Here is a 25,476-nt window from a genome sequence, read left to right as displayed (position 1 = left end):
ATCCTTGATTTCGTAGTTTTGTTCATGCCCTAACCAGATGGTCTGACTCTCCGTGGTATGCTATACTGTGCCCGTTGGAGAAGGTAACTTCGACGATCTCCTCTTGTGCCTGTTGGACGACGACGCGCTCAGGATTCCGATAATTGATTCACCACAAATCAATTATATCATCAGTGTCGATTGGATTAATTGCTGGTTTTACAGGTTCTACATCATTTACTGGTTGTACAAGGTCTTCATCATCAGTAGGGTAGTTTGGATCTAATTTTTTAAAGATTGAAATTGCTGGTTTTACAGGTTCTACATCATCAGTAGGTGCGTCTTCATTGTGAGTGCCGGCAGCGATAGCCTCGAGCCGCGTCTTCGCAAGGGCGTCAAGCTGCGCATTCAGCTCTGCTTTCTCCGCCTCGGCGGTCTAGGAGGCGTCTATCTGGGGAACAACGTTGTTTTTATCAGCATACGGGTTCATCTGGGGAACAACGTTGTTTTTATCAGCATACGGGTTCTTCCCATTCCTCTGCTCCATTAATTTCGTTAAATTGTTGTGTATCTCAGCAAGAGGATTCTTCTCAACGATTTCCTTGATTGTTAGGGAGCCGCCCACATTCACGAGGCTCACCTTGCCCTGGGGCGCTTTTGCGTTCACCCAGGCGCCATTGGCGAGGATACGGATGCCTTCAATATCGCCCTGCTTGGCATAAAGATCCACGGTGCGCCCCGCGTTGATATAGCCCATGTCCATGCCATAGCCGTTGTACATGCGGATGCCGTTGTCGGCGCGGAGATAAGCATCCATGCCTGCCGCTGCCGAGAGCAGGGTGAGTGGCATATTGCCGTTCTGATGAACATAGATGGAGTTGCCGCTGTTGGCCATAAGCCAGCCGTTCACCATCATTTCCAGGAATTTATTGCTGGCCCCGATATCGCCCGCCCCGCTCATCAGCGTAAGGTTACGCCCGCGGATCATGGTGCCGTCCGCAATGGAGATGCCCTTGCCCGCGCTAAACCGGATGTCCCCGTCAGTATCGATGCCGCCCTTTATGTTCAGGGCAGAATCCGCCGTGGCGCTTGCATAGACGTTGGTCTTGCCGTTAAGCTGCACGGTCCCGCCTTCGGCCACGTCGAGGGTGACGGGCACCTGCCGCCGCACGGTGACGCCATCCTTGTCCCAGGTAAGGTCGCCGGCTTTGGCGCTGGCGAGGAGCTTCATGTTCTCCTCTTTCGTGATGTCTTCATTTTTAATATACTTCTCCGCCTCATTGTAGCCGATGCCGCCGTTAGGGGCAAGCAACCTGATGTTTTTGCCGGAAACGTTGGGCGTGTTCACGATGTCGATAAGGCCGGGCTTGCTATTCACGATGCCGTTCTGCACCGCATAAAGCAGCTCGTTCCTGCTCCAACCGTAGTTCTCGCTGACGGAAAGATCGCCGTAGTCAACAATAGCTTTCTGCTCATCGGCTGAGAAACCCTTGCCTTTGAAGTAGGCATCCTTGACCGCCTGGAGCCTCGCCCTGGCTGCATCTCTGGCTGCATCAGTGGTGGCCGCCTGCATGGCAGATATATATTCCTGCTTGGCCTTGACAATGCCCGCCTCCTTGGCATAAGCAGCAGCAGCGGATTTGTAAGCCTCAACCCGTGAAGCGTTCAACGTGAGAACACCATTATTTTCGGTGGCGGCCAGTTGTTTGAAGCGGCCTTCGATGGCCGACAGTTTCCTTTCCTTGGAAGCTTTGGCTGCCGCCGTACGGCTGTCATCGCCGTCGGCATCGGAAATCATGCCCAGTTCTTTCCAGCGGGCTATCCTTTCTTCTGCCGAGGAGTCGATGGTATCTACGCCGCCATTGGCGTCCACGATGCTGCCGTTTTTCGCTTCAAGTGTTACATCACCTTCCTTGCTTTCGATTCTGGCCACACGCATATCCCCGGCCTGCTGCTGGATGTTGATATCCTTTTGAGCCGTGGCGGTAAGGCTGGAGTTCAGACGATTCGAGGAAGTAACAGACGTTCCTGCCTGTACTCTCAGAGGATTATCCTTGGTGCCGATACCGCCATTTACACTGGTAAGCGTTATGGCTGGAGCTTCGATAAGCGTCGCCAAATCTTCGCCGATAACTTCTCCCTTTGCATTATAAACAAGACTCTTCTCGTTTGGGTAAACTTCAATATTGCCATCAGCGGTAATGTTGATTTTCCCGTTATCCGGCGCATTCGTAATCTTTACCTGACGAATTTTCAGATTCCCTTTATCCGAATCAAAGTTAATGTTGCCGCCTCTGGCCGTAAGGTTTATCACTGCATCCGCCCCTACTGCCCCATGCTGGACATCAATGGACTTGCCTGTGGCTTCCAGTTCGTCCGTAATGAGCCTTGCTCCTTCCATCGTCTTGATAATACCGTCGGCAGTGACAGCGATGGAGCCCACTCCTTTCTTGACATAGTTTGGCACTAACGGATGTGTCTTATTCGTCGCCGTCTCAACATTTTCGCGGAAGTAAACGCCAGCCCCGGAACGGATGTTTATATCACCATCCGGTATAGGGAGAGAAACGCTAAATCTATTCGAACCATTAAGCGTGTAAGTAGTGCTGACATAATTCCCCTGCGTTTCCGTCCAGTTATAGGTAACATAACCTTCCGTATGCGTCCAGTCCGTATAAGACATCTCCGAAGCGTTGACCTTGCCCTTTACCGTATTGCCAACATTATGCACAATACTATAGATGCTGATGCCATCGTACTCCACGTCCCGCGGTCCAACCATGCCCAGGTGTTCATCATTCCATAACTTGATGAAATCTCCCGTTGGCAGCATGTCGTTCCCGGTGCTGGCACTACGGGTTGTAACACGGACATTCTGGATATCCGAGCCGATATTTTTTATCAGCTCATCCGTGGTACCATAGCTCCATAGCTTGAAGAGGCCGAAAAATGAGGCATAATATTTTTTGTAATACTTGTCCACCACGGTCTGCCCCGTAGTACCGCCCGTCCATTGATAAAACATCGACTTAGGCTTGAAGTAGAAGATGGGGTAAGGATCTCCATAGTACGCCCAACTGTTTACCTCCCAGCCTTCTTTGTCATCTGGTATCTCATTTTCACCTTCCAATTTCAAATCGTATTTGCGATATAAGTCGTTTTGGAATTCAGTTACCCTGCCAAGGAGCGTACGTTCGTAACTATCGTAATCATAGTCATTCGTATCTGTGATACGCACAAACCCCTCCCGGTCATTATTCGTGATTTTTCCAATGTAAAGGTCGGCTTTTGCCTGGCTGGTATCAATGGAAATATCTGCTGGCCCGTTTGCCGCCACGATGCGGCCATTCCCGGTGCTGGCTATAGCCCCCTTCAAATCAATTCGTCCACCACGCACATCTATATCTTCTGTCAACAAGTGCCCTGTAGTGGGATTGTAGTAAACCGGCACGGCATAATCGTAAAACTTCGTGTCGCTGTTATAGATCTGCCCGCTCTTTCCGACCTGATATCGCTTATTCCCGATTACATCATCATCTGCAAGTTTAGAACCAGATGATGCTTGCGTAATCTTCGTCAGGTCGTTTTGGGTAATGGTGTTCTTGTAGCTCATATAGCCACTCTGGATAAGGCCATTCACATTTATGGTCTTTGCATTGATCGAGATATTTCCTCCTGCAATGTAGCCCGCGCTCTCATCCAATGTGTACTTTATCTCAGCATCCGTGAGTCCCACGGTGTCTTTGAGCCATTTCCTGTAATCATTGTAAGTTTCGAACCTTATGTATCCGGAGTTCTTGGCGCCAGTCATAGCAATCTCAGAGATCTTTTTCTGGATTTTCTTGGCCGTGACCTCATCAAACTGGAACTTAGGCATCGGATCGCCACCGATATTCAAGCGGCTGTCAGGATTTGAGAGATTGATTGCTCCATGGTCGGCGAACATCTTCACGGAACGTCCGTTCACTGCCCCAGTTACGCCAATGTCATAACGGTCATTTACGATGTTCACGCTGCCCGGCAGATTCTCTACAGTGCCCTCAATCAGTATATCAGGCGTCGATACTGCGTCTGCTTTGCCTGTCGATTTTATGGAAATGACGGATTCTCCGTTTTCATCTTTTATGATTTTGTCATTAAGATAGAGCCTTCCGCCACCATCGTCGATTTTTACATTGTTCAGCACAAGCAGTGAGTTCCCACTATTCGTTATGTTGATATGCGGTGCGCCGTTGGCAGAGATATTACTCTGTCCCGTGAGCGTCCCTGTATCGGCGAATACATTTCCACCGGACACATTGATATCGGGTAACTTAATCGCTGGAATAGGATACTCCGTGATAATCGCAAAGTTTCCGTCCGAATCCTTGTAGATGAAGCCTGCATCGTCCATCAGTTGAATGAGTGCGTCAACCTCGCTTTTCAGAGCCATGTACTCCATACTGTCTGCGCTGTAACTCTTCGCCACCTCTGCGAGTTGCCTGTAGCGGTCAAGGTAGTTATTCTCGCGTGTTATCTGCATCAATGCATTGGCCGGGTTGAACCACGCCTGCTTGGACGTGACTTTGACTTTGCTGGTATCGATGGCGGCATCTGCTGCGGTCGATCCCTTCAGGGCGAGATTACCCGTAATATCTATGTCCAGCTTATTATGGATGCCGGCGGTAACTTTGCCCTGCACATCCACCTTGGCAGTCTTATTCTGAGAAACCTCACTGTCGCCTAAAGCCGTGCTGGTAAGCCGCCGGGTGCCGGTTTCGCCACTGCCATAAATCTTGAACTGACGGGCCGATTCTTCAATATAAGAACTTCCCTCGTCTGCTTTGAGATAGGTATGGCGCACAGAGGTGGTATTGGCACCACTGCCCACCGTCACGCCCCTGTCAAGGGTCAAAGTCTCATTGATCGTAGGCGAAGTCTCAGCGGGAATAAAGGTGGCATTATGGGCATTGGCATAAGTCAAAAGACGCAGGTTGGAGGGAGTCTTGTTTTCATCGGCCCCTGCGAGCAGCATCAGGTCATGGCCGCTGGCCAGCTTCGCGCTGCCGGTAATGTCAACCTTATCCCGGCGGGTGAGCTTGTTCGTGTTCTTTACCGTGGTAACGCCGGAAGCGCCGCCTTCGTCCACGGATTCTGCTTCCAGGTCATGGTCAATATCACTGGTGGCAGCCAGAGAAATATCTCCTTTTTCCGTGGAGAGATTGGCATTGTTCACCGTAACCCGGTCGGTAAAGGACGTATCGCTGTCACTGCTGCCCACCAGAATCTGGACAACGCCTGCCCCTTCCACATTATTCTTGCTCACAATTTTACTATCAGTCTTGGCCTGGGCTCGCAGGGAAGATTCATCCAGCCCTTTGAGAGTACTGCCGGTGATGTTCACATCGGCAGCAGCATTGATAGTGTTCTTCACAGCCGAGTCGCTGCCCGTGACGCCGCCGTAGCTGCCGGCCTTCTGGGTATCTTTGTAGTCAATATTGTTGTTAGCATTGTAGCCCTGGGTGAAATTCGTCCTGATATTGGCATTATTCACGTTGATGGCCGTGGTGTGGGTAGCCGTATTGGTGATGCCTACACCGCTGCCGCCGGCAATGGCTGCCCTTGTTGCATCGGTGGTAAAGTCATGCTTATCCGTAAGTTCAGCTCCTGCCGCAAAGAGGGAAGTATTCCAGTTCCCACTGACATTGGTCCTGGTATTGGTGGTCAGGCTGTTTTCCAGCTTGGCGGCATAAGGGGAGATATCCACTGCGGCACCGCCGTCCCCGTCAGCTCTGGCCGTATTGTCCTCGGAGGCCGTGCTCAGAAGCAGGGCGATTTGCAGCTGCTTGTCATTGGTGCCACTAGCATTAATGGCAGAGTTCAGCACGCTGTCGCTCTTAGCCACATTGGTGCCGGAAGCCACCAGACCTGCGGCGCTGACACCAGCCGCCTTGATATCCTTGGTCACATTGGTATTGCTCATGGCCATCAGAATGCCACGTTCCTGAACATTCACCTTGCCAAGGTTAATCTGAGAATTGCCATAGGCATCTGCCCGGCCGGTATTGACCTGTGCCGCCACATAGCCGGAGATGCCCAGTCCCTTCATGTCGGTGGTAAGACCGATTTCATTCTGGGCGAGGATTTCCGTCTCATCGGCCAAGAGACCGGTGCCATCGCCGATATCCACGGTGCTCTTCACCGGGGCAGACTTCGTCCCGGCAGAGGAATCTGCCACCGTTACCGCACCGCTGACCAACAGGGAAGCGGCGGCAGACTTGGTCTCCGTCTTTACATTGGGAGAATTCAGGGCCGTAATGCCGATGGTGCCTGCACTCAGGCTGTTGGCGTTCTTATTCTTGGCCGTATTTAACGTTACGGCGGTCTCGCTGGCATCATGGGCCGTGGCAGAGATACCCGTACCGGCTACACCAATGGCAGCGGAAACAGCCTGGGTGGTTACTTCAGCGGTTTTCTGATCATCCTTTTCCGGCCCGCGGGATGCGACCACCAGCAGTTTATCCGAGGTTTTCAGGGTGTTGCCGCCCTGCAGGGCCACGGATACCTTGCCCTTGTTTTCCACCTCGCCAATCAGGACATTCACGGAACCGGCGATGGCCCCGGATGCGCCCAAGGCGTCAATTTTGGCCCGGCTTTCATCACTGGCACCAATGGAAAGATTTTTAGCATTCATGGTATTGCCGGAAAGCTGCAGATCCGTAAGGCCGCTCTTGCTGACCTTGCCATAGGCGCCCGAGAGGGACAATGTGCCGCTGAGGGCTCCCTGCTTGACTTCCAGAGTGGAAAGGCCGCCCTGATGAGTGTCAATGGTGATATCACCGGCATTAGCCGTTATGGTGGAATTGCGGACTTCTCCTACGGAGTTGCCTGCCACATCCAGCATAGCCACCGTGCCGCTGACGGCCGCACTTCCCCCTGCCGTGGCAGCTACGCTCTTCATCTCGGCATTGGTCTTGGCATCTGCCTCAAGGGCCACATTCCCCGCCGAATCCAGGGTACTGCCCGTCACATTAATACCCGAAGCGGAGCTTTGCGCCTTCGCGGCGCGGGTGACGGCACTCCTCGTATTCGTGAGCGCGTTGCCGCCGTTTCCCGCCACGCCGTGGCTTTCCTGTTCAGAAAGGTTCCCCGCCTTCATGGCGCCGTTCACGTCGGAGAAGACGTCCTCCAGGTTCATCGTATTGCCTTGACCCGCGTCGTAGCTTGCCAGGATGTCCTTGCCCACGTTGGTGACCATCACGTTCAGGCCGATGGCCGCGCCCCCGACCCCGGCGTTGGCCGCCATCTGGTCCACATCCTTGCTGTCACTCGCCGTCGCGGCGATCCCGTTCGCGTAGACCTTGCTGTTCTCGATGTTTACGTTCGTGGCGCTGTCCAGCTTGTTCACCGAGACGCCCACGCCGACGCCCGCAGCCCCGGCGGAGCCCACGCCCGCCCTTTGGGTGAGGGTCATCTCGTTTTCAGCGGCGACGCTTGCGCTCTTCGCACGGGCCGACGTAGCGCCCACCGTGCTGTTCACAAGATTCGCTTCCGTCGTGCTGTTCGACTCCGAGACGCCGATGGAGCCAGCGACGCCCGCGCCAAGCCCCGCGCCGCCGATGCCGGTTTCCGTGTAGGCGAGTTTCAGTTTATTCTTCGCCTTAACGTCAAAGTTGTATTTCTTGTTCCCGTCGAAGCTCACGCCGATGTTCCCGGCGGTCGCCTCGGTGACGCTCCTGTCATCGACGTAGCCGACGGCGATGCCGACGCCCGCGCCGATGCCCGCGCCCCCGAACACCACACCAAAGACGTGGGCCCGCGAGAGATGGTCCGCCGACACGATAATATCGTGGGCGTTCCGGATGTTCACGTTTTTAAGGAACGCATTCGTCGCGCCGTCAAGCAGCGTCACGCCGGTGGCGGCGGAGACGCCCGCCCCCTCTGCCGCGATGGAGCCGCCCGCCGCAAGCGACGAGATGCCCTGCCGGGATTTTGCCTCGATGGTCACATTGTTTGCATACATATCGTATTTTGACGATGGGCCGACGATGGCGGCCTCCGTTGTACGCGTGACCTTGTTCGTATCGGAACCCAGGCCCACTGCTGCGCCTTCAATGGCCAGATTGGCCGTGCCTACCAGCCCTGCACTGTTGGCATAGTCATGGGCGATGACATTCACATTGCTCTTATTGGCAGAAGCATTGTTCACCTTGGCATCCGTGATGCGAGCCTTGGTGGAGCCGCCAATCGTGTTCACGTTCACCGTACCGTTAACTGCCGCGCCGGTACCCGTGCCGCCTGCGTTCACCAGGAACGACTTCATCGTATGCGTCCCCGAGGCGTCCACAAGCAGCCCGTCATATTTCGCCGCCGTTCTGGCATCCTTCAGGCTCTTTGCGGAGGCAAAGGCATCCTTGTCCACGAAATCATTCAGGATATCGCTGTCCTTTACGGTATCGTTTACTTCATGGGTAGCGGAACCGGTGGAGCTGACCTTCGTCGCCGCACCCTCAACAGCGGCTTCCGTTTCGCTGTCGATCTCATTGACACTGACAGAAGCCCCGATGGCTGCGCCCTGAGACGATATGGAAAGTGCGCCTACATAATTGGCAATCTTCTCATCGCTGATGGCAGTAATTGCCGGGGATTTGGCGCTGATATTGGCGCCGTTCTGCACGAGAGCCTTCGTCTCCGTGTCGATAAGGTTTATGGTTGCCGAACCAGCCATGCCCAGACCGCTGCCGTAATTTACGCCGCCACCAACGCCCACGGTGGTGATGTCCGCATGGCTGACAGAACCCAGGTCAAAACCATTGCCGGTGAAGCTGCCGCCGGAGAATCTGGCCGTAGTATGGGTTTCGTCACGGGTGACGCCCACGCCCACACCAATAGCGGCGGACTCGCCCACGGCGGCCACGGCGGCATTGGTGCTGAAATCGTCAGTGGTGCTGGCTTTCACATTGAGATTGCCGGTGGAGTTCTTGATATTCGTGCCGGCCACTTCAGCGGTCACATCGGCAGACTTCAGCCCTACCGCTGCCGCACCGTTCACAGCCGGCGAACCATTAGCCAGACCCACGCCAAAACCAATGGTGGTCAGGCCGGATGTATCGGCAGCCGTGACATTTATCTTGGAGGTATTATGGTCAATGGTGGTGCCATTGATTATAGCGCTGTTTATCTGACGATCAGTATCGCCAATGGCATTATAAGCCACAGCACCGCCAATGGCCGTCCCCTGGGACAGGGTAAAGCCGCCGGCTACCGCCAGTTTCTTCGTATCATCTTCGGAGGCTACGGAAATACTGGTGGCATTCTTCACCGTACCGTTGGAAAGTTCGGCCTTGATATTATCCGCACCGCTGTTCACGGCTACGGCACCATTAGCCGCCAGTTTTTCCCGGGAAGCGGCCACACCTGCAGTCACGGCATAAACCCGGCCTTCATTCCGGGCACCGATGGCAATGGTCTTGGCGGTATCATCTGCAAACTGGGAATTCTTTACATAGGCGCCGGTAGTGTTTTCCAAACGGTTGTAGGCACCCGCCAGGCCCACCGCTACATTGCCCACGGCCACCTGGCCCGCCACATTGATATCCTTGGCGGCGGTATTGGCATTGACAATGCTGCCGCTCACGCCCTTGACCTCAGAGCCGCTGATTTCTGCCGTCACATCATTGTTGTCTGTCTGCCAGCTGAAGGAACCGGCGCCGCCGAAACCATCAGAAGTGCCGCCACCCCCGGCAGCTGCGCCGATGGCCAGCGTCTTGCTGTCCGCCTTGACATTTAAGAGACCACTGCCCGTGATTTTACTGCCATTTTTGATAGCGGCCGTGAAATCATTATCCACCTCGCTGATGGAAAGAGCCGCATCCACTGCAGCCGAGCCGCTTTCGCCCAGAGATGCAGCCGCAGACAGGGCTGCCCCCACGATGATGTTGCCACCTTCTGAGGAGATATTGGCCTTGCCTTCATCGTCGAGAGCATCTTCGATGGCTTCCGCATAGGTTTTGCCCGTGGCATCGAGGCCACGCTCATTGATGTAGGTATCATATTGCTTGGAAAGGTCCTTGGTATCCCGGGCATCCACGGTCACATTTCTGGCCGTGATGGCAGCACCATCCAAGATAGCATTGGCTGTATTGGTAAGACCATTATAGGCCACAGCCCCTTCAAAGCCATAGGACTTCCCCCCGCTGCCGGAGGAGGTGGCAAGAGCCAGGCCCACGGCTCCCCCGACTTCGGTAATGCCGGTACTTATTTTGTTGGTAAGATCCCCCGTCAGGGCATAGCTGCCCCCGGTGATCAGGGCATCCATTTGATTATCTATGCGGTTATATACCACGCTGCCCCCTACGGCGGCACTCTTGGACTTGCCGGCAGCAATGGAAGCGTTTACGCCACCAGTTACCAACGTATCAGAATCCGTCACCGTGTTCGTGACACTGCCACTATTCGTAACCGTGTTATTGGCAAGCTCTGCCTTCAGGATGTTGTCGATATCGGCCACAGAGACAGAGGCCGCCCCTGTATAGCTGGAGCCGCCCTTGGCATCCCCGGAGGTGGCCAGAGCCATGCCCAGGCCTGCCGAAACCATAGCCCCGCTGCGCTCTGCCTCATTGGTGATGGCAGAGGCACCGATGATCTTGCTGTTGCGGATGGCGGAAACGGTATCCGTGTCCAGCGCCGTCCAGCCAACGGAACCTGCGACACCTACGTTCGTGCTGTTCTCGTTGTCGCCGCCCAGCTTTCGCGTGTTGAATGTAATTCCCGCCGCACCGGCCCAGGCCCCGGTAAAGCCAGAATCCTTGGCCGACAAGGCAGCTTTCCTGTCACTTCCGTTCAGGCTGATATTTGCCCCATCAATAATGGTATGGGTGGTTCTGTCCAAAAGGTTCAGGGCCACGCTGCCTGCCCCGGCGATGCTGATCTCGGGCAGTTTCTTGTTAGCCGTGGGGTTCTTGGCCACGTTATCGGTCTTGAGTTTCTTGTTCTCTTTGATGTCAGCAGCCTTTCTTACGGTTTCCGGCACAATCTTATTGATTTTGTCATTGGCGCTGCGCCAGACGTTGGCCACTTTGTTTTTCGTGTTCATCAGTTTGGCCGTGAGCTTGGCGATGCCACCGGCCTCATCATCGTCCGAGGCTGCGGCGATGCCACCGGCTACAGCCACGGAATTGATGGTGCCATCCAGCTGGGAGTCGGCCTTCAGACTGCCTGCATTTATGGTGGCCTTGCCCACCTTTACAATGCTGTCCACTTCCATATCGTTCACGGCCACAGAGGCCCCTACCCCGGTGGCAGCTCCAAAGCCGAAGGAACCGGCGATATTGGTGAGGGCAGCCGTGTTGTCGGCGGTGACAGACATGGCTCCGGCAGAGGCGAGCTTCGTATTGTCCGCGATATCCACTTTTGCCGTATTGTCCCCTGCCACATAGGTCACCATGCCCTTGACGCCGGTATCGCCGCCTATGCTGGCGCCCGTTGCCAGATCCACATGATTGGTATTGCTGATGGCATTCAGGGACAGAGTGCTCCCCTCAAGGTCTGCCCCTTCTGCCACGGTGATTTCCCCATGGCGTTCAGCGTTAAAGACAGATACTACGCCGCCGATGGCATTCTGATCCCCCGTCTGCAGGCCCAGATTGCCATTTAGGGAAGAATCGGGATGGTCAAGATTGGCAGTGATAGACGCAGCTCCCGTGCTCCTGATGGCGGCATATTTGCCCAAAGCCACCTTGGCGCTGTCAGCGGTGACAGCCACATCCACTGCACCTGCGATAGCCAGCTTAGCGTTGTCCTTGGACAGATCGCGGCTGGGATTATAGGAAGGATTTTTGTCGCTGCCGCCCTCTGTAGCGGAGGAAACAGCGAAATTGGCATAGTTTTCCACCTTCAAAAAGGCCGTAAGCTTGGGGCCGATGGAAGTGAAGGCAGCCGGGTACTTCTTCAGCGTCGTCAGCACCTTCATGGCGGCAGGTGCAATATCACCTACAGTTCCCACATCCGTACGGTAATTGTTCACCGCCATGGCCAGTGCTGCCCAGTCCTCGGAAAGACCCGTGTCTTGCAGATCCTTGATTCCTTTCTCAATGGTATCGAAATCGTCCAGCAGATTATCCAGGGCATGGGTGAAGTCGCTAGTTGAGGCAAGGGTCACATTGCCGCCGCTGATCCTGGCATGGTTTGCCTCCGTGCCGTCCTCAATCTCCACCTGCGCCTCGCTGTCAATATCTGCCACCAGCACCGAGGCCTGAATCTTCACCTTCTGTACGCTTTCCTTGTTGTTCTCATCAATTTTCTTCTGGAGAGCGTTGCCCGTGGAGCCGGAGGCATACATATGGGTGTTTTCTGCTTTCAGGCCGCTGGTGACCTTCACATCGCCTGTCGCTTCTATATTGGCATTTTTCGTCAGGATGGTTCTGGCCGTATTGGTCTGGCTGGCCACCGCCACACTGGCTCCGGCGTTAAAGAGTTGGGAAGCTTCCTCGAAGAGAGGGCTGGCAGTCTCGGTTTTGCCGCCTCCCAGCTTGCTGAAGATGCCGTCCACCAAGGAGTTTTTGAGGTTGCCGATGTACTTGCTGCTGCTGGTAAGGAGACTCTGCTCCACGTTCTCGCCGCTTACCGTGGATGCGCCGATGGAATTGGACGCCGTGAGCTTGTTGGCCGTGATGGTGTTGTCTGAGGAAAGTTTCACTGCACCTGCCTTGATCCCCGTATCTACGGAAAGCCTGGCCGAGGAATCATTGTCCATCACCGCCACAGCCGTCCCGGCCATGGCGTTGTCATTAGAGGATTTGACGCCCGCTTTCAGGGATATTTTTTCCGTGGCATTAGCCGATGCCGCAAATTCCCCTTTGATATTTCGCAGTTTGGCACTGTTTTTCAGATTCGTCTCGCTGGTGTTCGTGCCTGTGAGTACACCGACTCCGAGCATAAGGGCAGAATTTTCTGTCTTAGTCAGCGAGTCTACTGCGCTGATGGTGGGAGAGGCATTGGCGGTGGCAGCTGCCTTTACGCCGCCCTGAGTGGTTTCCAGCGTTCCTTCCACGTTCACGATAGCCGCATTATCCAGCTTGCCCACCGCCACAGAAGTGCTCTGGGCACCTGTGCGCAGCTTGCTATGTATCTTGCGGTCGTTGACAATATTCAGGATGTCCCCCACGATCCCGTCGGGGCTGGTAGCCATCCCGGCGGTAAGGGTGCTGTCCGCCGTGATGGAGAGGGCCTTTCCGTCCGTGGGATCGGCACCTGTGGCCTTGATAACCGCATTTTTGCCGATATTGGTCTCAGCCTTTACATCATGGACAGCTGCCACCGTGTCCACGCTGAGGGTTCTGAGCACATCAGCGGCGGCACCTAACAGGTCGTAACTGCCGCTGCCGGTAAACATATTCTGCAGGGAAGCAATATGATCGCCGCCATTGGTCACAAAGACATCTTCTGCCTTGGAGGCGATTTTGACGTTGTTGCCGGTAATCGCGCCGTTGGCGTTCACCGTGGCCTTAACCGTCCCAATCACGAATGCTTCTTCATTCTTGGCCTCAGCAGTAATAGACACATCCCCCGCTGCACTGACCGCCGCCCCCTCTGCCACGGTGACAGCAGGCGTGAGTTTTATATTTGTCCAGTCGCTGGTGGTACCGCTGTCAGCCTTTGCGGCCAGCACAATTTTGCCGCTTTTATTTGCTTTTTGCAATTTGAGATTCCCGTCCAGACCGGCACTTGCCCCGGAAACATTAACCAGATTGGCAAAGTCCAACGCATCACTACTCGTAAGCGCAGCCCCCGTCTTGATATTGACGCTGCCGGCATGGATGCCGATGCCGTCCACGGCGCTTATTTTGCCGCTGACGGCAATGGTGGCATCGGCATTAAGGGGGATGCTGCCGTCCTGAATCTTGCTCCAGCGCTGGGAGAAGCCCGTGTCATTAACACCGGAGCTGCCCACCATGGCATTGTATTCTGACTGGGAGGGAGCCAGCAGGTGAACGCTGCCTGCGTTGATGATACCAGAAGAACTCACAACCACACCATTGGGAGAGAGAAAATAAAGATTGCCACCAATGCTGCCATTCTTCACCGCATTGACCGTGCCGCTGATACTGGCCTGATTATTGACAAAGTTCACCAGACTCCCGGCCGCATTGGGGTTTGCTGCGGTGCCCATATGCATATTCGCAATCCGGCCAGCATCCAGCTCAAAGTTTTTGAAGGCATTGACGGCAGTTGAATTCACCAGCTTATCGGCATAGATTTGGTTTACCTGATTATTGAACTTCTCCCCATTGACTTTTTCAATATTCTGCGCCGCAGCCCATGACGGCATGGCAGTTGATGCTAGCAACGTCCCCCCGAAGAGGATCGGCGTTACTCGTGCAAGGACACTTTTTGTATTGTTTTTACCGTGGCTCTTGGCATATTCGGAAACCACCACATAGCATTTCCGCACGTGGCTCCAGATAATCTTATATGTCTTATTCACGATATTTCGCTCCTTTCAATCCAGCTCCAATCCGTTAAAATTGCGCATTCATGCCAAAGTGAACCCTTGTCTTGGATACCTGGCTGCCATTCAAATCCTTTTCCAGCGGGAATCCGATGGAAAGATCCATATAAACCGTCTGCTTGATATTGGCCCTAAGGCCTAAACCCATACTTTTCAAAACATGGTCTTCGTAGGCGGTGTCGCCAAGGATGGTTCCATAATCAAAAAAGCCATAGACAGAGACCGTCCGTTTGCGGTTCAGCGGGATGGCGTATTCTGCGCTGAAGGTCATACCATTGTCGCCGCTGACCATATCCCGTTTATAACCCCGCACACTGTTCAGACCTCCCAGAAAAAACTGTTCCGCCGAGGGCAGGCCGTCCACCCCGCTCCATTGCAGATTAAGGCGTCCGGTAAACATATGGCCATTCTGCCAGCCTTTCTGGTACAGGCTGTTCAACCGATAGAGAGAATAATCATTCGTGGCATAAGTTCCAGTATTCGCCTGGTAGGCATTTGCATGGCCTATGCCAAAATAATGCTGATGGTAGAAGGCACTGCTCTTCCCATAGCTGGTCATAGCAAAGGACAGGTAGAGATTGTTGGCCTGGCTGTCCTGCCAAGGAATGGCACCATCCTGCATATCCGTCTGGGAATTTTGCCGGTAAATGCCAATCTTCGCTTCCGTACGGGTGGTTTGATTCAAGATTAGTGGCTGTAGATAGGCAGCACCTAAATACCAGCCATGACCATTACTTTTCAACTGACGCATAGAGCTTTCAATTAATTCGTTAGTGGAAGTGCTGTAATCGAAAAGCAGTTTTGCCCCCTGCCTGCCAACGGGAGTCGCATAATTAAAACCTACTGAATTCAGTCCCTTGGCACGGGTATAGCTGGCGGACAGGCTGTCCCGTCTGCCTGACAGGCTGCGATTCGTATAGTAAAATCCCTCACGCCATTCCCCATTGTTGCTGCCGCCACTGTTATCCACTGACAGGGTGAAGACATCATTCTTCGGTTCCTGCAGCACGATTTCATAATCCGTTGTACCGGGCACCTTCCCCGCCTTCACCGTAATCCCCAGCCGGGCATCGTTGGTGGCATTGAAACGGAAGAGCTTTTTGTTCAGCTCATTGAAGTTCTGTACCGTGTCATTACGCAGAGGCAGGCGGTTCCGGATATAGCTCTCCTTCGTATGCTTGTTACCGGAAATGGAGACTTCACCAGTCTTGCCCTCAATCAGGGCGATATGCACATGACCATTTTCAATGGTCTGCTGGGGCAGGTATGCCTTACAGGTGGCATAGCCCTCAGCTGCGTAGATGGCATTGATCTTCTCTACGATATTGGAGAGGTCAGCCAGGGATACTTCCTTGCCCAGATAAGGTTCCGTAATCTCGTTGAAGCTGTCGGTCTTGATGATTGCCGATTCATCTATGGTGACTTTATTCAGGACAAACTTTACTTCAGCTTCCCCTGTACTGGCAGGCATTTCTGTATTGCCCTGAACCTTCTCGTCCTGCTTCTTCCGGTCTTCCTCCATCTGCTGACGCAAACGCTCACGCTCAGCCTCCTCACGCTGACGGCGCATCTCCAGCCCTGCATCATCATGAATTGGCGGAGGTGCTGCCATAGCAGCGCTGCCACCACTAATACACAATACTGCCAGCAACATAGCTGTCAATTTTCTTTCCCTGATAGCGAACATATTCCTGCCTCCCGGAATCTATAGTATGAACCAAAATGATGAGTTCCAAAAAATGAGTTATATTTATTTTTTCTTCGACAAATTATAAAGAATTCCTACTTTATTCAGTAAAATATAGTGCATCTCGATATACTTTACATCCTCGAATCAGCACGCGGTTCTGCCATTTGGTTGAACCATGTGCAGAGTTCAGCGAAAAAAGTGATAGCTGATTTTCATAAAGTCCACAATACTCCGGTCATGCTTATGGATTAACCGCTTTTGTGCTTTTCTAAGCCAGTCTCTGCGTTTCAGCATGAATAAAACCTCCTTTGCGAAAAAATTCTTTTTCTTAATTTTAACGCATAGGAGGTTTCGTGGACTATTTAGTGCAGAATTATTTTATTCCGCAGGACCGGGTAAATATTTTTATTATTTTTTATCATATCATAAATTTGTTTAATAGTCTTATGACCTGCTAACAAGAAAAGCAGCCGCCTGCATTTCCTTATTTGCCATAAAATCTTAACAGGGACAGCATATTGTCATTCCACTTTTTATCGCCCGGCAGCTGATAGACAAAATTGCCCTGTTTATCTTTGGTAAAGCAAATCTTTCCCGCTTTATCCAAGGATACAAAGCCTGTCCTGGAATAGGAAAACAGCTCCGGATTTACAGCATTTGCCACACAGAGGAAATCCCACATCTTTTGCCCTGTATTGCAGTTCTTGTTGAGATAAACCTGCAGGGTAGGATGCACAGGCACGTTTTCTAAATCCTTCATGACCAGCTCCGCAGGATATTCGATTGCTCCGCCCACAGGACTCGGGGAAAGATATACTTTTACCTCCCGGGGCCACTCGGTCAGGAAACGTCTAGCCAGGGGAATATCATAACGCAGGTTGTAGCCAGGGTCATTATTTTCCCCCAGCTTCGTAGCCATAAAATAAAGGGAATCCACCTTACGTCTTACCAGCTCTCTGCCCGGCAAATCCGAGTACTCATCCGGCCCGGATTCCAATAGCTGCACCAGACTGGATACGAAGCCAATGGCAATGACTTTAACCGAATGGTCTTTAGCCTCTGCCAGCAATTTGCGATAAAGCTTATAGCCATCCAGATTATCCTGCATATTCTTGTCCGTGCGGGCAAACATCTTACTGCCATCGGCATTTTTCAAATCGTCCAGCATACGGTAATCGATATGGATGGTGCTGTTTGCCACGCCCTGCCGTTCCACACCAATGGGAATATCCGGGAAACCATAATAGGTGTTCAGTATATCCACCAGGTCAGCAAAGCCATCCCCCTGACGGTCCACCACAATGCCCTTTATATCGACCTCACCACGACGGGCCATCTTATAGAGCAAATCCATGGCATACAGATCATCGGTCGAGTTGCCAATATCCGTGTCCATAATAACCGGCTGCCTGTACACAGACCGGGCATCACCATAGCTTGCCCCACTCAGCAGCAAACACACAATGAAACAGCATGTTTGCAAGCAAACGTAAACATTGCGCATAGACTTCATCACCATTGCCTCCTTTTGCACTAAGCTTCACCAAAAACTATCGGCTCAGGGCATTAGCTCATCAAAACAGATTTCCCCTTCTGCCAATGTTGATACTTATGATTACTTTTTCGCCACCCAAAAAACATTTCCTTCCCAAAGTTATACACATCAACACGGATTTATCAACACGGATTTATAAAAAAATAGAGACTGCACTTCACAGCCCCTATTTTTGACTAGTCAACCTGACCGATAATCAAGTTAAATTTCCAGCTATCCTATTGTTCTTCAAACATATCCTTACCTACGCCGCACAGCGGGCAGACAAAATCCTCCGGCAAATCCGCAAAAGCCACGCCCGGAGCTAAATCGTACTCGCTGTCGCCCTTCGCCTCATCATAAATCCAGCCGCAAACCGTACAAACCCAAGTCTTCATCGAAAGCCCTCCTAACACCTAACACCACGAACCCATAAATGTATATCGTCGCCCGGCGCTCAAGGACGAGCGCCGATTGCTTAGTTAGGAATTTCTATCCGGTTTAGGCTAAATCCTGCCAATAGCGAAAATTATTTACCGAGCCGTTCCTTAACCCCATTAAAAAACGCATACGGCACTTCCATATTGTCGTTCATTCCACTCCCCATCTCAATTCCCGGCCGGTTCGTCCCATGGAAATCCGTCCCGCCTGTGGGCAGCAAATCGTATTTCGCTATCATCTGTGCCGCAAACTCTGCATCCTCTGCCGAATAATTCGGATAGAACCGTTCCATGCCATCGAGCCCTAAGCGATGCAGTTCCACAATGGCCTGTTCCTGCTGCTGACGGCTCTCCAACTTGCCCAAGCCGATATTCTTATGGAAATGTGCCAGTGACGTCACGCCCCCCGCCTCGTGAATGATGGGCAGCGCTTCTTCAGCCGTAATGTTATAATTGAGCCCCAATTCCACCACGGCAGGGTCAAGATAATTATCCCATAAAGGCTGCGCCCGATCGTAAAGATGCAACGAAACCAAATAACGCATCACCGCATAACGGTCTAAAATCCCCATGTAGGTAAATTCCTGCACTTTTTCCAGACTGATATCTACACCCTTGCGGCGCACAAATTCGATGATATCCTCAATCCGCCCTTCCTTGATGGCGCGGATTTTCTTGTACATGGTTTGAAAGGCGGAATGATTGGCATCAAAGCCCAAACATACCACATGAATCTTGAGCCCCTGAAAATCCGCCGTCAGCTCCATACCGTTGATGAATTCCACACCGGCTGCGCTGGCTGCTTCCGCCGCTTCCGCACAGCCGGCCATTACATCATGGTCCGTCAGGGCAAAAGCCGAAAGTCCCTGCTTTTTGGCGTGAACAGCCAATTCGCCCGGCGTAAAACTGCCGTCCGATACCAACGAATGAACGTGTAAATCAATCTTCTTCATTATATTCCTATTCCTCACTATCTATAAATTATTTTCCTCTCAATTCCGCCTGCGCCGCAAAGAAATTATAAACAGCTTCAGCGGCCGGCTTGTTCATGCCCGGCGCTAACGTCAATTCCTCCACCGTAGCAGCCTTTATTTTATTGATGCTGCCAAAGTGGCTCCATAGTGCCTGCCGTCTTTTCGGCCCAATGCCTACAATATGGTCGAGCACCGACACCAGATTGCGCTTGCCCCGTAGTTTTCGATGATAGGTAATCGCAAACCGATGCGCCTCATCACGAATCCGCTGAATAAGATAGAGCGCCTGACTATGCCGCGGCAGTACCACAGGTTCAGGATTTCCCTCCGTGAACACCAATTCAAACTGCTTGGCAAGGCCCACCACAGGCACATGCTTATGCCCTGCCACATTGCGGATGATTTCCAGCGCCGAAGATAACTGCCCCTTGCCGCCATCAATGATGATTAAATCCGGCAGTTCTTCCTCCGGCAAATCGACATAACGGCGGGTTGTAACCTCCCGCATGGAAAGGAAATCGTCTGGCTTGCCCTCGGTGCTCTGTATCTTAAACCGTCGATAATCGCTTTTCTTCGGCAGGCCGCCTTCAAAGACGACCATAGAAGCCACCGTTTCACTCCCCTGATTATGCGATATATCAAAACACTCCATGCGGTCGGGAGGTTTCGGCAGTCCCAGATAACGTCCCAGTTCCTCCACAGCCCCCAAGGTCTGGTCATTGGCCTGCTTGATGCGGGCCGCTTCATCATGGAGATATTTTTCCGCATTGGAAGCGGCCATATCCACAATATCTTTTTTGGTCCCCCGCTGCGGCAGGATAAGCTGGACTTTGGCCTTCTGTTTTTTATCCGACAGCCATCTTTCCAGCAAGTCCTGTTCGGACTGCGGAATTTCCAAAGGCAGCAGAATTTCTCGGGGAATAAAGGTCGCCCGATGATAATACTGCTGCAAAAAGGCCGCCAAAAGCTGCCCGTCACTTTCATCCTCGCTGCCCTGCAACAGAAAATGCTCCCGGCCAACCATCTTGCCACCGCGAATCATAAAGACCTGCACGACCACGCCGATTTCCGAACGCGCCAGCCCCACGGCATCCTGGTCGCCGGAACCCGTGACAATATTCTGCTTTTCTGCAACCTTGCGCACAGCCAGCAACTGGTCACGCAAACGCGCTGCAATTTCAAAATTAAAGCTCTCTGCCGCCTGCTCCATGCGCAGCTGCAATTCTCGCTCCACATCCTCCGTGCGCCCCTCCAGAAACAGCAAAACTGCCCGAATCATGGCATCGTAATCGCCCTTTTCGACCTTGCCTGCGCAGGGTGCCAGGCACCTCTTGATATGATACTCCAAACAGGGCCGTTCCTGCAAATGCTTGCAGGTACGCAACGGGAAAAGCCGCCGCAAAAGCTTTAAGCTCTCATGTACCGCTGTGGCATTTGTATAGGGGCCAAAATACCGCGCTCCGTCCTTTAGGATTCGTCGTGTGATGAACACGCGGGGAAAATCCTCCTGCACCGTCACTTTGACATAGGGATAACTTTTATCGTCTTTAAGACTGATATTATAACGAGGGCGATGTTTCTTAATCAGATTGCATTCTAAAATCAGCGCTTCGACTTCCGAAGCTGTCATGATGATTTCAAAGTCGGCAATATGCGACACCATAGCCCGCACCTTGGGGCTGTGGTTCTTGCCCGACTGAAAATACTGCCGCACCCGGTTCTTCAGCACAATAGCCTTGCCTACATAGATTATCCGCCCCTCGGCGTTCTTCATGATATAAACGCCCGGTTTATCCGGCAATAATTTCAGTTTTTCCGCTACAATATCCGTCATAATCTCACTTCCCCACTGCATCTTTTCTTATATAATAGCACACTATACACTAAAAATATGAAAATTTCTTGTATACATCATTCATTATTCTTTTTACGCATAATTCCGATACCCTAACTTTATTATTGACCCTTTCCGAAAATTGTGCTACAATTCAAACCATAGTTGTTTTGGTAATAGGTCTTAATACCTGTTGATGTACAACTATATACAATAATCAACAATAATATAAATTGAGTTGTAAAGTTTAGGAGGAAATCCTATGTTTAAACGTATCTTAATTGCTAACCGTGGCGAAATCGCCGTACGCATTATCCGTGCCTGTCAGGAACTCGACATCGAAACCGTAGCGGTTTATTCCGATGCCGATGCCAATGCCCTGCATGTACGCCTTGCGGATATGGCCGTTAATGTCGGTCCCGAAGACGCTTTGGAAAGCTATCTGAATAAAGACGCCATCTTAAAGGCTGCCCGCGAAACCCATGCCGATGCTATTCATCCCGGCTATGGTTTCCTTTCCGAGGACGCAGACTTTGCTGAACAGGTAACGGAAGCCGGCATCACCTGGATTGGCCCCATGCCGGAAACCATCCGCCTTGTCGGCGACAAGGATATCGCCCGCGCTTCCATCGCTCCCTCCGGCATTCCGATGGCCAAGGGCAGTGACCCGCTGACCAGCAATGAAGAAGCCATCAAGGTTGCGGCCGAAGTTGGCTATCCCGTAATCCTGAAGCCGGTTTCCGGCGGCGGCGGCAAGGGTATGTGCGTTGCCCATGACGAAAACGACCTCAAGAACATCTTGAATCTGCTGGTGGACATCACCAAGACCAAGTATTATTTCGAACATTATATTGAACGTTCCCGCCATATCGAAGTGCAGATTGTGGCCGATAACTACGGTGAAGTGCTCCACTTAGGCGAGCGTGAATGCTCCCTGCAGCGCCGCAACCAGAAACTTCTGGAAGAATCGCCGTCCATCGCCCTCACGCAGGATATGCGCAACCGTGTAGGCCGTCTTGCGGTAAAGGCTGCCAAGAGCGTACATTATTCCAATATCGGTACGGTAGAATTCCTGCTTGACCTGTCCAACAACGAATTCTACTTCATGGAAATCAACCCGCGCATTCAGGTTGAGCACGGTATCACGGAAGCCGTTACGGGCATTGACCTCGTACGCACCCAGATTCGCATTGCCGCTGGTGAAGCCCTGGAAATCACCCAGGAAGATGTGAACTTTGCCGGCCATGCCATCGAGTGCCGCATCAACGCCGAAGACCCGGACAATAACTTCATGCCCTGCCCGGGACAGATTACCTTCCTGCACGAACCCAGCGGCCCCCGCGTCCGCTTTGACTCCGGCGTAACGGCAGGTCTTTCCATCGAGCCGTACTACGATTCCATGATTGCCAAAATCATCGTTCATGGCCGCACCCGTGGTGACGCCATCAAAATCATGGAACGTGCCCTCAAGGAATTCCGCATTGACGGCGTAAAGACCACCGTTTCCCTGCACAAGAAAATCCTCAAGGATACCTACTTCCGTACGGGCAATATCGACACCCAGTTCATCAAGAAACGCATGGATGCCTATGAAGCAGCCCCGAAAGATACCAAGGATATGAACGAAGAAGAACTCGCCAACACCATCAGCGAAAGCATGTACTTGGCTTAATAACAGAAAAAGCGTCCGCAAGGGCGCTTTTTTTGTTATTAGTATTTTTTATAACACATTAATATTTTATATGGATTTTTTTATCAAAACCTCTTGCAATTTTTTTAGTACCTGCTATAATATATTTCTGTTAGCAGGTACTAAGATGTACCATTAATTTTTCGGAGGTGAAAACAACCATGCGTGATTGCGAAAAGATTCTTGACCAGAAACTGGGCAGCCGTGAATTTACTGAAGCTTTTGAAGCTACTTCCATGGAATATGATTTTATCGACCGTATTGCTGCTGCTTGCGCAAAACTTTCCAAGGCTGAAAAAGGCGAAAACTAATTCCCTGCATATATAGCAATAAAAGTAAGGCCCTTGTACAACATCATCGTACAAGGGCCTTACTTTATTTATTCTTCTTCCACATCAGCTAAAAATTCATTGACTGCCCGATAGATGGCCGAACTCTGATAGCCGCGCCGAAAGAGGGCCGCCATCAGTTTCTGCTTGTCCTGGCTGCGCTTATACTTGCTCGTGAGTACCCGGAGCGCTTTTTCGTACTCACGTTCGCCCACCATTTCTCGGTCATCGGGAATGCAGGACTTGACGAGTGCAGACGGATAGCCCTTCTGCTTGAGTTTTTCGCAAATCTGCCGCACGGAGTAACTGCTGTCCGTGTAGAGGTAGTTAAACCGCCGCGGGCAGGATTCTGCATCATTTAGATAATGCTTTTCCTGCAAGCGGGCAATGGCCGCAGATGCCTCATCTTCCTCATAACCTTTAGTCACAAGCTTTTCAAACAGGCGGTTTTCACTGTATTCCTGGCGGGCCAGCATATCCACGGCAGTCACCAGCGCAGGCTTTACCGGCTTGCGCTTGACCTGCCCATAGTTCGGATTTCCCCACATGGATTAATCCTCGTCGATATCATCACTGGCATCTGTGGGAGCAGCCTTTTCCAATGCATCGGCATCGTTAACCAGCTTTTCACGCACTTTGCGCTCGATTTCTTCCACCATAGCGGGATTTTCTTCCAGAGCAGCTTTGGCTTTTTCCTTGCCCTGTCCCAAGCGATTGCCTTCATAAGAGTACCAGGCACCGCTCTTGTCCACGATATCCAGTTCCACGCCCATGTCGATAAGCGTACCCAAACGGGAAACACCCTCGCCATACACGATATCAAATTCGGCCGTCTTGAACGGCGGCGCAATCTTATTCTTGACAATCTTTACTTTCGTGCGGTTACCGACTACATCAGCACCCTGCGTAATCTTTTCGCCCTTGCGCACTTCCATGCGTACGGAGGAATAGAATTTCAGTGCACGGCCGCCAGTGGTCACTTCCGGATTGCCATACGTCACACCGACTTTTTCACGAATCTGGTTAATGAAAATCGCCACGGTCTGTGACTTATTGATAACGCCCGTCAGCTTACGCATGGCCTGGCTCATCAGGCGGGCATGCAGGCCGACATGGCTGTCCCCCATTTCGCCGTCGATTTCCGCTTTCGGCACCAATGCGGCAACGGAGTCCACAACGATAATATCAATGGCGCCGCTGCGTACCAAGGCATCTACGATATCCAAAGCCTGTTCACCGGTATCCGGCTGGGAAATCAAAAGTTCATCAATATCTACGCCCAATTTCTGCGCATATACAGGGTCTAAAGCATGTTCGGCATCAATAAAGGCCGCAATGCCGCCATTTTTCTGGGCTTCGGCAATCATATGCAGGGTTACCGTAGTCTTACCGGAAGATTCCGGGCCATAAATCTCAATGATACGGCCACGCGGAATGCCGCCTGTCCCCAAAGCAATATCAATAGGCAGGATTCCCGTGGGGATAACCTCCACATTCATCTGCGCACGAGCATCGCCCAAACGCATAATAGAGCCCTTGCCAAAATCCTTTTCAATCTTTTTCAAGGCATTGGCCAGGGCCGTTTTTTTACTGTCTTCCTCTGTAATGCGTCCTACTTTATCTTTATCTTTGTCTGCTGCCATCTTATCTGCATCCTTTCTGTCAAACAAAACTACATTAATTATATAAAAGATACCTTCTTTTGGCAATCTTTACATAAAAACAAGGCCATCAACTGTCATGGCAGTTGATGACCTCTTCTTAGGCAATTATTTCTGATGACGAACCACTTCAACCTCTACACAATCCAGCGGCCCTGAAATAGGCACAGATGGCTTACGAATTCGCGCCATAGCCGTTTTGAAATGCGGATACTTCTCCAGCAGCTTATCGCCAATAGCTGCGGATAGAGTGCCCAGCATGGTGTAGCGTTTATTTTCCGTAATATCCCTGACGATATCATAGACAGCTGCCGTATCAACGCCGTCTTTCAGTTCATCCGTCTCCACCAGTTTGTCATCCTGGGTTTCGATTTCTACATCAATGAAAAATTTCTGCCCCTGCTCACGTTCATACTCATAAACACCGTGGAAACCATAGAACATCATGTTGAGAATTCTCACTTTTGCCATTGTGGTCACTCCTATCATTATAAATCAGCTTACCTGTATGATGGATTACAGGATTCTTTCTAAAGGAGTATTTCGCTAACTCAAGGCAAAATCCTGCTAACTTTACAAAATATTCTTCTTAATCTCCAAACATTTCTTCCCATTCGGCATAGCCATAAACAAAAAAGACAAGTAAAATGACGAACAAGTCACCCATTTTCCGTCACCGTTACTGAAAACTTATAAAAAGCCATAGACCTTCCGTAGAAAGTTAACTTTTATGTTCCATTCCTCATTCACCGCGTCCGCTTTTGCCGTCCCGAAGAACAGACTACTCACGTTTGATATAACGCTCCAGAGGCTTAAATTCCCGACTAACGAATCGGTACATATCTGCATTGACTTGT

At 51.8% G+C, this 25,476-nt stretch carries 11 protein-coding genes; 2 read left to right on the top strand and 9 right to left on the bottom strand.

Annotated elements, in window-relative coordinates; translation table 11 throughout:
- Window positions 1-415: 415 nt before the first annotated feature.
- The 6 genes from G598_RS0103605 to uvrC all read right to left on the bottom strand — a co-directional run bounded on the left by G598_RS0103605 (window position 416) and on the right by uvrC (window position 20,939).
- A complete protein-coding gene (locus G598_RS0103605; RefSeq protein WP_026765789.1) occupies window positions 416-14,443 on the bottom strand; it encodes a leukotoxin LktA family filamentous adhesin in 14,028 nt (4,675 codons plus the stop codon).
- A gap of 34 nt (window positions 14,444-14,477) precedes the next feature.
- Entirely contained in the window at window positions 14,478-16,154 is a 1,677-nt protein-coding gene (locus tag G598_RS0103600; RefSeq protein WP_026765788.1) for a ShlB/FhaC/HecB family hemolysin secretion/activation protein, read from the bottom strand.
- A 487-nt stretch (window positions 16,155-16,641) separates the two neighbouring features.
- Window positions 16,642-17,670: a nucleoside hydrolase gene (locus tag G598_RS18460; RefSeq protein WP_051179897.1), complete on the bottom strand. Its 1,029-nt coding sequence runs from the start codon at window positions 17,668-17,670 to the stop codon at window positions 16,642-16,644.
- A gap of 260 nt (window positions 17,671-17,930) precedes the next feature.
- The gene (locus G598_RS0103580; protein ID WP_026765787.1) at window positions 17,931-18,089 is read right to left on the bottom strand and encodes a rubredoxin; all 159 of its coding nucleotides are present in this window, start codon (window positions 18,087-18,089) and stop codon (window positions 17,931-17,933) included.
- A 131-nt stretch (window positions 18,090-18,220) separates the two neighbouring features.
- The gene (locus tag G598_RS0103575) at window positions 18,221-19,084 is read right to left on the bottom strand and encodes a PHP domain-containing protein (RefSeq protein ID WP_037363144.1); all 864 of its coding nucleotides are present in this window, start codon (window positions 19,082-19,084) and stop codon (window positions 18,221-18,223) included.
- A gap of 28 nt (window positions 19,085-19,112) precedes the next feature.
- Window positions 19,113-20,939: an excinuclease ABC subunit UvrC gene (uvrC, locus tag G598_RS0103570; RefSeq protein ID WP_026765785.1), complete on the bottom strand. Its 1,827-nt coding sequence runs from the start codon at window positions 20,937-20,939 to the stop codon at window positions 19,113-19,115.
- Between the two features lie 262 nt (window positions 20,940-21,201).
- Between uvrC and G598_RS0103565 the strand changes: the two genes are divergently transcribed.
- Together G598_RS0103565 and G598_RS19685 are read left to right on the top strand one after the other, a co-directional pair.
- Window positions 21,202-22,611, top strand: coding sequence for an acetyl-CoA carboxylase biotin carboxylase subunit (locus G598_RS0103565; RefSeq protein ID WP_026765784.1), 1,410 nt, complete (start codon window positions 21,202-21,204; stop codon window positions 22,609-22,611).
- A gap of 179 nt (window positions 22,612-22,790) precedes the next feature.
- Complete coding sequence (locus G598_RS19685; protein ID WP_157833262.1) at window positions 22,791-22,940, top strand: hypothetical protein; 150 nt, start codon at window positions 22,791-22,793, stop codon at window positions 22,938-22,940.
- A 68-nt stretch (window positions 22,941-23,008) separates the two neighbouring features.
- Here G598_RS19685 and G598_RS0103555 read toward each other — a convergent pair whose 3' ends face one another.
- From G598_RS0103555 to folB, 3 genes are all read right to left on the bottom strand, one after another.
- Window positions 23,009-23,506, bottom strand: coding sequence for a regulatory protein RecX (locus G598_RS0103555; protein ID WP_026765783.1), 498 nt, complete (start codon window positions 23,504-23,506; stop codon window positions 23,009-23,011).
- Between the two features lie 3 nt (window positions 23,507-23,509).
- Window positions 23,510-24,601 carry a recombinase RecA gene (recA, locus tag G598_RS0103550; protein WP_051179895.1) on the bottom strand — a complete coding sequence of 364 codons (1,092 nt, stop codon included), beginning with the start codon at window positions 24,599-24,601 and terminating at the stop codon, window positions 23,510-23,512.
- A gap of 126 nt (window positions 24,602-24,727) precedes the next feature.
- Window positions 24,728-25,090 (bottom strand): dihydroneopterin aldolase, encoded by a 363-nt coding sequence (folB, locus tag G598_RS0103545; protein WP_026765781.1) that lies wholly within the window; start codon window positions 25,088-25,090, stop codon window positions 24,728-24,730.
- Window positions 25,091-25,476 lie beyond the last annotated feature (386 nt).

Source organism: Selenomonas ruminantium subsp. ruminantium ATCC 12561 (assembly GCF_000424065.1).
Taxonomy (GTDB): Bacteria; Bacillota; Negativicutes; order Selenomonadales; family Selenomonadaceae; genus Selenomonas_A; species Selenomonas_A ruminantium.
Note: the sequence above shows the minus strand (reverse complement) of the source record. Positions and strands in the feature narration are given on the sequence as shown.